Origin of the sequence: Pedobacter sp. GR22-6 (assembly GCF_037402555.1) — a bacterium.
Classification (GTDB): domain Bacteria; phylum Bacteroidota; class Bacteroidia; order Sphingobacteriales; family Sphingobacteriaceae; genus Pedobacter.
This window is the reverse complement of sequence record NZ_JBBEUC010000002.1, coordinates 637,635-652,687: the sequence shown is the minus strand read 5'-3', so window position 1 is coordinate 652,687 and position 15,053 is coordinate 637,635. Positions and strand designations below refer to the sequence as shown.

The window sequence follows — 15,053 nt, the reverse complement described above, 5'->3', positions numbered from 1 at the left end:
CGCCTAAATTTTACCTCTAGCATCCACTATTCGGTTCAGTAAAATTGACAATTGTTATTGTGATTTACAATGAACAACAATAATTCCATAAATTTTTCGGAAAACAGACACTTAATTATTCTTTTTTTCAATTTAGCTCTTCAGTTCGGCTGCTTTCCTGTCTTTTTTTCAATTTGCAATTAGCACCTTCATCCCGCCTTCTCTTTCAATACGCGCCCTAATGATGTCCGTAACGGAACACCCTGTCCATTATGGAACAATATGAGCCAGTCTTAAAAACAATAACAAACTAATAATCAACAAAATAACACTGGCATCATCCTTGAATTTCAGGCTTTCCAAATTCAACACATATGGACAGGGAATTGTCAGCATCATTCAAGAAAAAGAGACTCCTAAAAAGCATCGGCTTTGTTGCATTGTTGCTCTTTGCACTTTTTTCTGCGGTTCTCATGCTAAGGGGATCCATGGAGCCTACAGCCAGCCGTGCTGAACTTAGTCTGGCGAAGGTAACGGAAGGCAGTATTGAGGCAACCCTTAACGCATCCGGACAGGTGATGCCTGAATACGAATTTCTGATCACCAGCCCTATCCATGGAAAAATTGAACAGGTAATCCGTCATGCCGGCGAAAGTGTGCAGGCGGGTCAGTCCATCCTGCAGTTGAACAAAGAAGAAACGCTGAGTAATTACCATAAAATGCTGGATGAGCAGGCGGCCAACCACAATAGAGAGGAACAACTGGAGCTCAACCTGGAAAGAAGCGTCAGCGAACTGAATACACAATATACCATCAAACAAATGCACATACAAGGTTTGGAGACTGCTCTGGAACATGAACGTGCTTTACTCAAAATCGGTGGCAGTACAGATGAGAAAGTAAAGCAGGCGAATCTGAACCTGGAGATTTCCCAATTGGAACTCCAGCAGTTGAAAAAACAAATCAAAAACCAGCAAAAGCTGATGCAGTCTGACCGTAAAGGACTGGGTTATCAAATCAGCATCCAGCAAAAGAACATAGCTGCCTACGGTAAAAAACTGAACGAAGCAGAAGTGCATTCGCCCGCGAAAGGGATTGTAACCTGGGTAAACAGCAAAATTGGTGCAGAGGTAGGCGAAGGCGCTGAACTGGCCAGAGTGGCAGATCTGAGCAGCTATAAAATCGAAGGAAAAATAACTGATGTTTATGCCGGACAACTCAAAAATGGCACTGAAGTGATTGCTAGAATTGAGGATCAGGAACTTCGTGGTGTCATCAGCAATATACAGCCGGAAGTAGAAGGCGGTATGGTCAAATTCTTTGTCTCATTGAAAAAAAACAATCACCCCCTGCTGCGCTCCAATCTCAGAGTGGAACTGTATGTGGTGACCTCCATCAAGCATAAAGTATTGCGCATCAAAAATGGAGCGGCATTTACCGGTGCCGAACAGCAACAGGTTTTTGTAATGAAAGACGGGGAAGCACTGGCCAGAACCATCAAGGTCGGGATCAGCAATTTCGAATCTATAGAAGTACGATCCGGGCTTAAAGCGGGGGAAGAGGTGATCATCTCTGAAATAAAGAACCTGAATAAGGTGAAAAAAATAACGATAAAGGACTAGGGGCATATGAACAAGCAAGCTTTACACTTTCTTTACTTATTGCTCCTGCTGCCAACTGGCAACAGTTTTGCCCGGCAAATGAAGCCCGTGGTGCAGCAACTGAGCCTCAAGGCGGTGATTCTCCTGGCACGTGAAAATTCTACCGCTGCACTGCAGGCAGCTACGCTGAAAGAAAACAAGTACTGGCAGTACAAGAACTTCCGTTCGAATTATTTGCCGCAGCTCAATCTGGATGGGCGTTTGCCTGACTTTACACGTGACAATGTTCCGGTGACGCAGCCGGATGGCACTGTACAGTTCAGGCCGGTGGCCAATGACAATTCCCAGTTGAACCTTGGAATTTCGCAGCAGATTGGTGCTACCGGTGGGCAGGTATTCCTAAACTCGAATTTACTGAAATTCACAGATTTTGACCGCAAGGAAACCCGTTATTCCGGCAATCCGCTTGTATTGGGATTTAGTCAGCCGCTATTCGCTTTCAACGCCCTTTCCTGGGACAAAAAGATAGAGCCCCTGCGTTATGAAGAATCCAAAAAGAAATATCTGGAAGACCTGGAAGAAATCAGCAGAAATGCAACAAGTATGTTCTTTGAGCTGCTGATTGCACAGATCAACCATGAAATCGCGCAGAAAAACAAAGAAAACAACGATATGCTCTACCGGATCGGCGAGGCAAAGTCCAGCATGGGCAAACTATCCAGGGACGAATTGCTGCAGCTGAAGCTGGCCGCCCTTAATGCAGACAAGGCCCTGGCTCAGTCCAACCTGTATGTAGAAAGTGCTATGCTCCGCCTGAACTACTTCATTGGCGACAAGGAAAATACGGCTATAGAACTCCTGCTTCCAGACGAGCTTGCCGTGTTCGACATCGACATCAAAACGGCCATCCGTGAAGCGCGGAACAACAAATACCAGACAGTAGAATTCAGGAGAACTTTATTAGAAGCCAGAAAAGAAGTCGCAAGGGCACAGGGTGAAAATGGGTTGAACGCCAATCTCTTTGCTACTTTTGGCCTCAGCAATCGTGCTACAGATATTCCCGGGATCTACCGTGATCCGGTAGATCAGCAGAGCTTGAGGATCGGTTTTCAGATTCCTATTGTAGACTGGGGAAGGTCAGCGGCCAGGATCAAGACTGCGGAGGCCAATAAAAAGCTGACCGAATACAGTGTGGCCCTGCAGGAGACAAATTTCGATCAGGAGATTTATACCCAGGTAAGGCAGTTCAGCATGATCCGAGAGCAGATGCAGGGCAACATCCTTGCAGACCAGACTGCACAGGAGCGTTACGGGATTGCGAAACAACGGTACTTGCTGGGCGACCTGAGTATTACCGATCTGAATATCGCCCTGCAGGAGAAAGACCAGGCAAAAAGAGATTATGTGCTGGCCTTAAAAAATTTCTGGGATGCGTATTTTAACATCCGGATTCTGACACTTTATGATTTTGAAAAAGGAATGAAAATAGGAAACGACCATTTAAACTAAACATACAGATGATTAAACTTGAAAACATAGAAAAGGTATACCGGACGAGCAGCATCGAAACCTTGGCCCTCAATAAAGTGAACATCCACATCAAAAGAGGCGAGTTTGTTTCCGTCATGGGGCCTTCAGGATGTGGCAAAAGTACCCTGCTGAACATCATGGGACTGCTGGATGAACCTAGTTCCGGCAAGATCACCATTGCGGATATGCCAATCACAGGCTATGCCGACAAAAAACTGGCCCATATGCGCAATGAAAAACTTGGCTTTATCTTTCAAAGTTACCACCTCATTAGTGACCTCTCCGTGCTGGACAATGTAGAGATTCCTTTGTTGTACCGCAAGGGGATCTCGGCTTCGGCACGCAGAAAGCTGGCTTTGGAGGCGCTGGAAAAAGTAGGCCTGAGCAGCAGAACCAAACATTTTCCAGGTCAGTTGTCGGGCGGACAAAGACAGCGTGTGGCCATTGCGCGTGCCATAGTAGGCAATCCGGAGATCATCCTTGCAGATGAACCTACCGGAAACCTGGATAGTGTGATGGGCGAAGAAATCATGAACATCATGCTTCATTTGAATAAAACAGAAGGTACAACGATCGTAATGGTGACACACGACGAACACATGGCCAACCAGACACAAAGGGTGATCCGGTTCTTTGACGGCAGACAAGTAAACTGAGCAGGATGTTAAAAAACTATTTTAAGATCGCCTTTAAGGTGATGATGCGGCAAAAGTTCTTTACCTGCGTCAGCTTGTTTGGTACCAGTTTTACCATTATGATCTTCTCGATATCGGTAGGCTTGTTCAGTTTATCTTATGGAGACCATGCGCCCGCGCTACACCGCAGCCGGACCCTGTACCTTGAAAGTCTGTCGTTCCTGTCTGACAAGAATTCACAGGGCTACATCCACTTATCGCTGAATGATCAATTGTATACCCGGTTGAAGAAATCTCCGGAGTTGGAAGACCTCTGCATTTACCGAACGGGTTTGGTTAAGGTTTTCAGAAAAAACAAAGTGATCAGTTTTAGCGTCGCTTATACAGATGCATCGCTATGGAATATTTATCAATATGAATTTCTCGAAGGGCGGGCCTATACCCCAAAAGACGTGGCCGAGGGCAAGCAATATGCTGTGGTTACAGAATCCATTAAGAAGTTCTACTTTGGTGAAGGATCTGCGCTGGGAAAGAAGGTTGGGGATGAAGGAAAATTCGTTGTGATCGGTGTGGTTAGAGATGGCATCGTATTGAATGCCATCGGACCAGAGGCGGCAGAAATCTTTGTACCCTACCACGTTAATAATGTGGGATACTACGAAAGCAATAGTGCGATACTATTGGCAACCAGTAAAAGAGATATGCCCAAAATCAAAGAGCAGCTGGAAAAAACGATCAGGAAAAGTGATGAATACAAAACACTTAAAGGAACTTGGGTACGTGTGGCAGCAGAGACTGTTTACGAGAAACAGCATTTCAGTCAGGGTTCAATGTTTCTCGGTGCTTTTTTATTTTTCATTGTGGTTATCCCCGCTTTAAATCTGGTGGGACTGAACGTGAATCGCATTACAGAAAGGAGTTCTGAGATTGGCATCAGAAAGGCATTTGGCGCGTCCTCCAATGTACTAGCGGGACAGTTCATTGTAGAAAACATCATTTTAACCGCAATAGGTGGTTTACTGGGAATTTTACTCACCTACTTCGTATCTGACTTCATGATTGACGTCCTGTTTTACGATGAGGCAGAATCGGTAAATGCAGTTAGTAATTTTCTAATGAACTGGGATACCATACTTGCCGCCATATTCGCAATCCTATTTTTCGGGCTCCTGTCCGGAATTTTACCGGCCTGGCGCATGTCGAGGTTACATCCCATTAAAGCTTTGAAAGGAGGCAGCAACTCATGATCAGACATTTATTCTTATTGACCTGGAACAAAAGAAACCAGCATATTTTTTTGCTCGCAGAATTATTTCTCTTTTTTCTAGCCAGCAGCTTTTTAGCCTTTGCCCTGGTTTCTTCCAGGGCATTTTATTCGGAAACCAAAAATATAGATGTCGATCGTGTCGTTGAAGTCAGATGGAATGCCTCCGGTCCGCAAGAAAAACGCCTGATCAAGGAAAACTATTTGCTGATGAAGAGCGTCCAATCTGTCAGTCATACAGATTTTATACCCTACCGGTTTGGCTTTTCTCAAATGGTGGTCGGCGTTGATTCTACTATTGATAATGCCTATCAAATTCATGCGGACGAGGACCTCCAAAAAATGTTAGGCTTTAAAATACTGGAGGGCAGATGGTTTAAGCGGGACGACATTTATTCACCCGGAGGTGTCATTATAATTGGGCAGAACATGCGTAAGGGATTTTTCCCCAATACTTCCGCAGTCGGCAAGAAAGTGACGATTGGCCAAATGCATCCGATGGTCATCGGCGTATCGGAAGATATAGGAGACATCTCCAGGGCCTCAGACATCAAGAACTACTATTTTTGGATGGATACCATATCAGGATACGGTTCCATGCTGGTAAAACTGAAAACACCACTGAATGAAAAGATCTATCAGGAAATGCGCCAGGTACTTAAACACACGATGACCGGACCTAATGATTATGATGGCATCAACCCCATTAGTCAGTATAAACAAGATAAAGAAAACAATACCAAATCTTTTTTCAGTGTATTGTCTATCGTAGCCGGTTTCCTGATTGTCAATATCGTATTGGGCCTGTACAGTACACTCTACCAGACGATCAACAAGCGAAAAGGCGAAATAGGGATCAGACGAGCTGCAGGCGCTACATCAGGGGATATTTACCGGCAGATCATTATGGAGGTATTGGCACTGACTACCCTGGCACTGGTGCTTGGCATCATAGCCGGATATCAATTCATGCTGTTCGACGTGCTGGAGGGTAAACCCGTAGATTATGTGATCGGCATGATCACCGCAACCGTATTCATTTATGCTTTAGTGAGCCTATGTGCACTTTACCCGGCCTACCTCGCAGCAAAGATCCATCCTGCAGAAGCCTTACACGATGATTAAAATTATGTTATTTTAGCCTATTATTATAAGAACGATGATCCTGATTATAGACGATGACCTGGCGGTACGCACTTCATTGAGCCTTTTTCTGAAACATGAGGGCTGGACTACGCTGACTGCGGCTGATCCTGAGGAGGGCTATGCACTCATCGCCGAAAATGAATTGAAAGCAGTCCTGCTCGATATGAATTTTTCCAGGGAAACCTCTGGTACAGAAGGCCTGACTGCCTTAAAACACATCAAGGAGCTAAAGCCAGAGCTGCCTGTGATCCTGATGACGGGATGGGGTTCTATCCCAATTGCGGTAGCAGGTATGAAAATCGGGGCAGCGGATTTCATCAATAAACCCTGGGACAACCAGAACCTGTTGAATTCACTCAAAACGGCCATTGGTCTGTCGGCATCGGCTGCTGAGCTGCCTGAGGGCTCTGCAAGCCGTAAGCAGCTCAATGACAAATATGGTTTTGAGAATATCATTGGCGATGATCCGCAGCTGCAAACGGTATTGAAAACCATCGGAAGGATCAGTTCCACCGAAGCTTCTGTGCTGATCATCGGCGAAAGCGGCACTGGAAAAGAACTGATTGCAGAAGCCATCCACCAGAATAGCTCCAGGAGGAACAGACCATTTGTAAAAGTAAACCTCGGCGGCATCTCCTCTTCGCTTTTTGAAAGTGAGATGTTCGGCCACAAGCGGGGTTCATTTACCGATGCCAAAAACGACCGCATGGGCAGGTTCGAAATGGCACATAAAGGCACTATTTTTCTGGATGAGATCGGCGATCTGGACCTAAACAGCCAGGTGAAACTGCTAAGGGTACTGCAGGACAGAACCTATGAGGTGCTCGGCGACAGCCGCACACGAACAGTAGACGTTCGGGTGATCTGTGCAACCAACCGGAATTTGAAGGAGATGGTGGCAGAGAAAAAGTTCAGGGAAGACCTATACTACCGCATCAACTTGATTTTAGTGAACCTTCCCCCCCTGCGGCAACGCTCGGGTGATATCCCCTTGCTGGCCAATTATTTCTTAAACAACCTCAAAGCATTGTATAATCGATCTGGCCTGAAGATTAGTCAGAAAGCCCTCAGCTGGCTCAAGGAGCTTTACCTTTCCGGCAATATCCGGGAACTGAAAAACATCGTGGAGCGCACCGTATTGGTATCAGAAAAAGACACTTTAGAAATTAAAGATTTCGAACAGCAGATGGAATGGGCGAGTAAGCCTTCGGCAGAAGCTGGCCTGCCGGCAGTTGGCAGCATGACGATTGACGAAATGGAGCTTTCGATGATCCGCAAAGCCATGGAGCACCATCAGCAAAACATCAGCAAGGTAGCACGTTCGCTCGGACTCAGCCGTGGCACACTTTACCGCAAACTGGAGAAATACAACATTCCATATGAAGCTCAGAAATAAGTTCATCCTTTTCACGGTGCTCATGCACCTGATCCTGCTGCTGCTTTTGGTCAGTCTGCCCGCAGAAAAGCGTCCTGTTTTTGTAGCCGGAGAATTGTTGCTGGTAATCTCCCTGGCCGCTTCAGTCTGGCTGTACCGGGGAATCAGTCAGCCCGCGAAGCTGATCTCATCTGGCATAGAAGCCATCAAAGACCAGGATTTCAACAGCAGACTGGTGCTGACCGGGCATACTGAAATGGATGAGCTCATTGGGGTATACAACCAGATGATCGATCAGCTGCGCGAAGAGCGCATCAAGCAAAGCGAAAAAAACCATGTACTGGACAAGCTGATCCAGGCCTCTCCTGCCGGGATAATTATGCTGGAGGAAAACAACCACATCAGCACTTTCAATAAAGCCGCAGCTCAAATGATGCAGCTGGACAGTTTAAGTTCCAAGGGCATGGCCTTGGCGGAAATACCTGGTCAATTGGCACAGGAAATCTCCAAACTGGGTAATGGAGCATCTTCCATCATTACCATCAACGGTTCGGCCATCTACAAATGTCAGAAGGCCCATTTCGTAGACCTGGGCTACTCCCATCATTTCATCCTCATTGAGGAACTGAATGATGAAATCTATAAAAAGGAGAAAAGTGCTTACGAGAAGGTGATCCGGATCATGTCGCACGAGACCAACAATTCTATTGGCGCCATCAACTCCATCCTGTCTACAGTGATCCAGTTTAAGGATCAGCTGCATCCTTCCAACCGCGTAGACTATGAAAATGCACTAAACGTAGCGATCAACAGGAATAAAGCCCTGACGGAAGTGATCTCTAATTTTGCTGAAGTGGTAAAGCTACCTGAGCCTCAACTACAAAAACACGACCTGAATCAGCTGTTGAATTCTGTACAACTGTTGATGGAGGCAGCAGGAAGAGAGAAAGTGGTAAACTGGGAGTTGCAGCTTTGTCCGGGCGAATTGTGGCTAATGATGGACAGCATACAAATGGAGCAGGCACTGATCAATATTTTTAAAAACGCATTGGAGGCGGTGCAGATGCAGGGTACCATCCGCATAGAGAGTCTACGTGAACCTGCGATGCTTTGCATCTCAGACAATGGATCCGGTATCCCCGGCGAAATCAGTCAGCAACTTTTCACACCTTTTTTCAGCACCAAAAAGAATGGGCAGGGTATTGGATTGACCCTCAGCAAAGAGATCCTACTAAACCATCAGCTGAGTTTTTCCTTGCAGACTGAGGGCGAATGGACGAATTTTAAAATCGCAGGTTTTTCTGAAGCTGAAGAGTAGCGATGTAACCAGCTTAGCGTAAAATACGGGCAAGTACCTCTTCCCGCTTCTGACGGGATATGGGGACCTGACTGCCATCTTCCATAGCGATATAGCCTCCTTCTGTCTTGACATAAGCCGAGATCTTACGGAAATTGATGAGGTGCGACTGATGGGTGCGAATGAATTGATGGGATTCTAACAATTCCTGGTATTCTTTCAAAGTTTTGCAGACCAGGTGGTGCTTTTCGCCTTCGAGGTAAAAATGGGTATAGTTGCCCTCAGCTTCCAGGCGAATGATCTTACCAATGGCAATGAACTCAATCTTATCGGTCAGGGGGACAGCGATCTTTTGCTCCTCGTCCTTGCGGTCGATATTTGCCACCAGCTCTTTCAGACGCTCATTTTCCTTTTTGGGACCGATCTGCTGGATCGCTTTGTTTACTGCATTACTCAGTTCCAGGATGTTGATGGGTTTCAAGAGGTAATCTATAGCACAGGCCTTCACTGCCTGAATGCCGTATTTATCAAAAGCGGTGACAAAGATCAGTTCAAAGCTCTGTTTTCCGTTGAGTAATTTCAACAGGTCAAAACCAGAAAGCTCGCCCATTTCTATATCGAGGAAAAGCAGGTCTGGTCGATGTTCCGCGATAAGCGGCAGTGCTTTAGCGGCCGAATCGGCTTCCGCAATGACTTCTACTGTAGGGCAATATTCTGCGAGCAGTTGCTTTAGGTTACTCCTGCTTTTGGACTCATCGTCTACAATAATACTTTTGATCTTCATTTTTTTAATCTATTGGAATGGTCAATGTTGCAGTAACGCCACTTTCATTTTCCCCTAAATTAGGGCTTATATTTAATTTCCCATCGGCGCCCTGTTCATTCAATAAATTCAGGCGTTCCATGACCAGCTTTAAGCCGAAGCCATTTTGTGGAGTTGTGGTGATATCCTTTTTCAAACCAAGTCCATTGTCTGAAACTTCAATTTTAAGGTATTTGTGCTCAGTGCTGATCTGAATTTCCAGTTTCCCCGCAGTTCCTTTCTGTGCAATGCCATGTAAAATTGCATTTTCCACCAGGGGCTGAATGATCATACCCGGTATTTCTATCAGATCAGTATTGATGCCTTTATCAATCGAAATGCTAAAGACAAAATCAAAACGCAGTTTTTCCAGTTCTCCGTAAAGCGTGACCGCTTCCAATTCGTCGGACAAGCTGACAAAGCTCTTTTCTGAATTGTTAAGCACCCTCCTCATCAGTAAAGAAAACTTTTCCAGGTACACATTTGCTTCCTTGTATTGGTGGTTATTGATCAATGATTGAATAGAATTTAATGCGTTGAACATGAAATGCGGGTTCATTTGGGAACGAATGGCTTTTATCTCCAATTCCTTGATCTGTCTTTTTAGCACCTCTTTTCTTTTGACATTCGCGATCCTCACTTTATAGATCCAGAAGAAGACAAAACCGGCAAATAGTATGGAGCCCAGGCTCCATACTATCGTTTTTATCAATTCAGCTTTATCTGCTTTGCTCATCTTTTTTGGGGATAGCGCTTTTTGGATTGCTTCTTCGAAGGTTTTGTCTTTGGGAAGGGTATTTGGCCTGTCGTCGATGTTGTCTTCCACGATCAGTAGTTCAGGATCGAGGACGAACGTTTTCATGTCGAAGTTATTCAGCAAAACCGCATCCTCTAATTCTTCATTTTTACTGGATATTTCTACATAGGTCACCTGCGGCAGCTTTTTCAATTCCTCTGCGACGGTAGATGGCGGAAAGCCGTTTTCTTTCAATTGTACGATCAGGAAATGAATATTTTTAGCATCTTGTTTTTTGATCCGCTCCAGCAACCGTTTCATTTCATCTGGATAGTGATAACTAAAGGTAATGCTCAACGCTTTGCCTTTGAATTTAGACAAGTCCATGATACTCCCATCAACAAGTTTAATATGCTTCAAAGGAAGTGGTTTTCCGGGAGCCCAGGTAGAAAGCGTCTCCCATTTTTCTTTCACCACACTAGTTAAAGCTGTATCTCCACAATTGTTGATGAAATCATCATAGTATGGTTTTAAAGTCTGTCCAGCTTTCCAACTGTTGCTGCTCAGTTCATTTTCAAAAGCATCGGCCAGAGATGAGTACAGCGGGAAACGTCTGAAGTAGTTCAAAGACAAAACGTAATCTCCGAGAAAGAATCCGGATGAGCCACCATTGTATTTTCCAGACTTCCAAATGGTGTACATCTTATACGAATTGAGAAAAGAACTGTACCAATTGGTCTGCGTGTAATCGACCATTAGGACGGGCAGCGTATCTATAGCCTGGAAGAATCTGTCCGGAAAGCCTTCAAAAGTTTCTCCGGCACCAGGATTCGGTAAATATTGGGTCTTGCTTAGAAAATCTAAACGGGCATTGGCTTGTTCAAATGCAAACCTAAGCGTATGAAACTGATAAGATTCTTTACTGACCAGTGCCCTACCATCCCTAAGCACTTTAAGGAAAGCCGCGCGGTCTGATTCCTGCGCCTGCATAAAATCCTGAGCAGAAAATGAAGTGGGGGAATAGGAAATTTCCGGCGTTTTCTTGTGCTGGACAACTTTAGCCAGTGCTAAGCTCAGCGCAGCTGCAGGAGCAGCACTGCCCTTAAACTGAAGGCTATTGATCAGGTCATTCCCATCTGCACTGATGTTTAGGCTATCACCTGGTCTTAAAAACAAAGGTATTTCCCATTCCTGCACAGCCCTCACTACATCTACTCCATTTGGGTGCGACTGATCAGCGCGCTCACCTTTCATTGAGAAACGGTAGCGTAGGGTAGCGGCGGTGCCTTCCGTAATGAAAGCAGCCAATTTAAAACTCCCATCTTTAGCAATCTGAAATTCCTGATCTGAGTTTGGCAGGTATAGACTCAGACCATCTCTAACTTGCTGATTGACATTGCTGATCTTTCCTGCTATCCGCAGGTTGTGCTGAAGTATGAAGGAGGCTGAGCTGACCAGGAAACTAAGTCCCGAATCCTTATATAACTGGCCATTATGCCAATCCTTTTCCCCATGACTAATTGCAGTAAAGATGAGCTGGGAAATATATTTCGCTGTTTCTTCATGGATAGGTTCAAACTCTGCGGCACTTCCTCCATATTCCTTCCTTGAACTGATCTCATGGAGTTCCATCTTGGGAAAGATCCCCTGAGGCACAATGCTCAGGATTTTTCCATTCTGATCTGCTTCTGTGATAAAGAAAGGTTTCTGTGATTTCTGTAACAAACCTTGTTTATAAGGAGGATAATAAGAGTCATAACCCAAAGGCATACTCTTCCCAATCGCAGAAATTACCCTTACCCGCTCAAAAGTCACCGCATATTCCTTGTGGCCATTCGCCTCAACTTTCTTTAACAAGTACCTGACGTTGTAGCGGTAGCTTTCATTGTTGGGTTTCCTTGCGGTATCTGATACAAGCACTTCAAACCAGTCACCGGCTTTCATCTTCAAGAAATCTTCACGCTTCTGTGCGAGGAGTAATTGTGGCAGCCATAGTAAAGCGAATACCAGGCCGCATAAATGTTTTTTCTGTTTCATAATTCTAAGATTTGAAACAAAAAAACATAAAGTACTGCTGCGTAGGCCCAGTCATCTAGCAGAGAACAGGTTTGACTGATTATTCTGCAGCATTTCAGTTCAAACGGTCGATCAACTCCTGTGCTTTGTTGTAATTGGCCGTTCCTTCAGGGATTTTATGCAGCCAGATCAGCGCATCATTATTCTTATCTTCTTTTAAGAAACTCAGTGCAACATAATAGGCCGCATCATATTTAAAAACAGATTCACCCTCATGAAGTTTCATCAGCACAGTTCTCGCTTCGTATTCCTGTCCGGTCTCTATCAGCGTGATGGAAAAATAATAGGACAACAATGGATTGTTGGGGTTCTCCATATACTGCCTTTGCAAAATCTTACGTGCAGCGGCATAGTCTTTCTTATTGAACAAAGTTGCGGCCTGTCCCAATGGCTCTTCCTGACCGATACCGCGCTCCGCCACCGACATTTGTCGGCTGATCGCATACTGCTCGTACAAATTCGCCGACCATGGTGCCCATACCAGCAAACCGATGATCAATACCGCAGCAACGCTGATCCATTTCAGGTAAGGTTTCATAGAAAAGACCTTCAGCTCTGTCTTTTGCGGTAGTACCTCTGCTTTAAAGTACTCCCGGTTGAACTGCTGAAGTGTTTGCTGCACCTGCTGATCCTGTGCATCGGGTGCCAACTGCATTTTTAAGGTCTGATGAATGTCTTCATACTCCCTCAGGATTTGCTGCAGTTCTATATCTGTCTGAAGCTGTGCTTCGAATCCTTGCTTTTCCTCCTGCTCCATGTCGCCCTCTAGGTAACGTGCAACAGCTAATAATTTCTCCTCATTCATCATTCTTCCGTTTTAGTAGATTGAACCAATTTTACCAGAGTTGCCATGCATTCCGACTTCTTTTTCCTCAGGTAACCATAGGTCACACCTAGAGTTTCGGCTACTTTTTCCTGTGCCTCACCCTTCATGCTCCATGATATGATTTCGCGGCAGCGTTCACCTAATTTTTCAAATGCACTGAAAAACAGCTTCGACTGTGCTTCCTGATTTTCCAGATAGTCTGCGTTTGCAAATGTATCTTCTCCGATATGTAATAAATCCTCCTCGTTATTTGTTACCGGCAGAATTGATTTTTTCTTGATTTCATTGAGCCATTTTCGCTTACAAACCAATAAGATATAGGGTTCGAAGGGGCAGGTCAGTTCCAGACCTTTATACTTACCCTGTTTATAGACATCCATCAGGGCCTCCTGAAAAATATCTGCAGCATCATCTTCAGTCCCATTGTTGAACAGGATCCAGGATTTAATTTTTCCTGCACAGCGCTTATAGATCTCGTTGATGATCGCGCTGTCATTTTGTACCAGTCCGGTAATTAAGCGTTGATCTGAATGTATGTTTTTGGCCATTGGCGTGGGGTATATATAGGATACCGCCACTAAATTAAAATATTTTTCGAAACAGGGGGTAACAAAAGTTGGGCGGTGCTGATATCATTACGAATCACATAAATGGCGGACGCTGAAAAGCCTGAAAAGAGTAAGCAAATTTAAAAACGAAACATCATGAAAACTTTAAACTTAACCTCAGCATTATTCATCTTCTTAATCGCGCTTGGCGTAGCTTGTAAAAAAGAAAACAGCGACATCAAAACCAATACGGTCAATAGCGCCAGCGAGTTCACTGCTAAATTCGGTGCACAAAAACAACGTAAAGAAATCAATGCATCGGCATTGCCACAAACAGTAAGCTTTTTAGATGGTACAAAAATCACCTTCCCTGTCGGCTCCCTGACCAAAGGTGGTGTAGCAGTAACAGGAACAGTAACCGTAGAAGTATATGAAGTACTGAAAAGAAGTGCGGTGATCCTGACCGGTTCCAATACCAACCATTCTTCAGGCGCACCTTTGGTATCCGACGGTTTCATCTTTGTGGATGTGAAAGCCAACGGTGTTAGTGTAGACCAGAACCTGGCCGTTCCGATTAAAATAGCCATTCCTGCCAAAAGAGATGGAGCCACTCAACTCTGGTTGGGCGTAGACCAAAACAACCAACCACTGGTAGCTGGTGCCGCAGCACAAATGGCCTGGGCTGCTCCGAGGAATGCCAATGGTGTAGGTATGAAAGAAGTAGGTGCTTCACAAGCTGCATTTACCTTTGATTTTGGAAACCTGGGCTGGGTAAACTGTGATACCTTTTACAACAACGCCAATCCAAAAACTACCATCAGGGTAGAAGTATTGAATAACCCAGGCAGCATGGCCAGCTTCCACGCTTATAGCGGCGAAACTTTTGTATACTTCTGTGCAAAAGGTGCCAACGTAGTAGCACAATTGTATACTCCTGACGGTGCAAACAAAGTGAAAAGCTATGACAATAGCATGCCAATTGGATCGGAAGGCCGCATGTTCTCTTTCTCTATCAAAGATGGCAAATACTATTACGCAGCAGTAGAGACTACCCTGACTGCTAACCAAACCATCAACCTGACTTTAACTGAAACTACTGAAGCCGCCGTACAAGCAGCGATCAGCAGCCTCGATAACTACTAATCCGTTCTTACCATCTGCTTATAAAAACGAAAACTGAGATAAAGTCCTGTAACCGGGACTTTATCCTTTTTTAGTTTTACAGAAATTTTTACTAA

General features: G+C 44.9%; 12 protein-coding genes. 8 read left to right on the top strand and 4 right to left on the bottom strand.

The features are described 5' to 3' along the window. Nucleotides 1-353: 353 nt before the first annotated feature. Genes WAE59_RS10285 through WAE59_RS10255 form a run of 7 tightly spaced genes read left to right on the top strand, consistent with a single transcriptional unit; the run spans nt 354 to nt 8,848 of the window. The gene (locus WAE59_RS10285) at nt 354-1,601 is read left to right on the top strand and encodes an efflux RND transporter periplasmic adaptor subunit (protein ID WP_337855869.1); all 1,248 of its coding nucleotides are present in this window, start codon (nt 354-356) and stop codon (nt 1,599-1,601) included. Nucleotides 1,602-1,607: 6 nt separating this feature from the next. After that, complete coding sequence (locus tag WAE59_RS10280) at nt 1,608-3,089, top strand: TolC family protein (protein WP_337855868.1); 1,482 nt, start codon at nt 1,608-1,610, stop codon at nt 3,087-3,089. A gap of 8 nt (nt 3,090-3,097) precedes the next feature. Then, entirely contained in the window at nt 3,098-3,766 is a 669-nt protein-coding gene (locus tag WAE59_RS10275) for an ABC transporter ATP-binding protein (RefSeq protein ID WP_337855867.1), read from the top strand. A gap of 5 nt (nt 3,767-3,771) precedes the next feature. Further along, on the top strand, nt 3,772-4,992 hold the full coding sequence (locus WAE59_RS10270) for an ABC transporter permease (RefSeq protein ID WP_337855866.1): 1,221 nt from the start codon (nt 3,772-3,774) through the stop codon (nt 4,990-4,992). Next, nucleotides 4,989-6,134, top strand: a complete 1,146-nt coding sequence (locus WAE59_RS10265) for an ABC transporter permease (protein ID WP_337855865.1) — start codon at nt 4,989-4,991, stop codon at nt 6,132-6,134. The genes WAE59_RS10270 and WAE59_RS10265 overlap by 4 nt, the downstream gene beginning before the upstream one ends. A gap of 34 nt (nt 6,135-6,168) precedes the next feature. Then, the gene (locus tag WAE59_RS10260; RefSeq protein WP_337855864.1) at nt 6,169-7,551 is read left to right on the top strand and encodes a sigma-54-dependent transcriptional regulator; all 1,383 of its coding nucleotides are present in this window, start codon (nt 6,169-6,171) and stop codon (nt 7,549-7,551) included. Next, a complete protein-coding gene (locus WAE59_RS10255) occupies nt 7,535-8,848 on the top strand; it encodes a sensor histidine kinase (protein WP_337855863.1) in 1,314 nt (437 codons plus the stop codon). Before WAE59_RS10260 ends, WAE59_RS10255 begins: the two co-directional genes overlap by 17 nt. Before the next feature lie 13 nt (nt 8,849-8,861). Here WAE59_RS10255 and WAE59_RS10250 read toward each other — a convergent pair whose 3' ends face one another. From WAE59_RS10250 to WAE59_RS10235, 4 genes are all read right to left on the bottom strand, one after another. Continuing rightward, nucleotides 8,862-9,611, bottom strand: a complete 750-nt coding sequence (locus WAE59_RS10250) for a LytR/AlgR family response regulator transcription factor (protein ID WP_337855862.1) — start codon at nt 9,609-9,611, stop codon at nt 8,862-8,864. A 4-nt stretch (nt 9,612-9,615) separates the two neighbouring features. Then, the gene (locus WAE59_RS10245) at nt 9,616-12,402 is read right to left on the bottom strand and encodes a sensor histidine kinase (protein ID WP_337855861.1); all 2,787 of its coding nucleotides are present in this window, start codon (nt 12,400-12,402) and stop codon (nt 9,616-9,618) included. Between the two features lie 94 nt (nt 12,403-12,496). Next, nucleotides 12,497-13,249: a hypothetical protein gene (locus WAE59_RS10240; RefSeq protein ID WP_337855860.1), complete on the bottom strand. Its 753-nt coding sequence runs from the start codon at nt 13,247-13,249 to the stop codon at nt 12,497-12,499. Then, nucleotides 13,246-13,815 carry an RNA polymerase sigma factor gene (locus tag WAE59_RS10235; protein WP_337855859.1) on the bottom strand — a complete coding sequence of 190 codons (570 nt, stop codon included), beginning with the start codon at nt 13,813-13,815 and terminating at the stop codon, nt 13,246-13,248. Before WAE59_RS10235 ends, WAE59_RS10240 begins: the two co-directional genes overlap by 4 nt. A 156-nt stretch (nt 13,816-13,971) precedes the next feature. Between WAE59_RS10235 and WAE59_RS10230 the strand changes: the two genes are divergently transcribed. Next, entirely contained in the window at nt 13,972-14,958 is a 987-nt protein-coding gene (locus WAE59_RS10230; RefSeq protein WP_337855858.1) for a hypothetical protein, read from the top strand. The last annotated feature ends 95 nt before the right edge of the window (nt 14,959-15,053 follow it).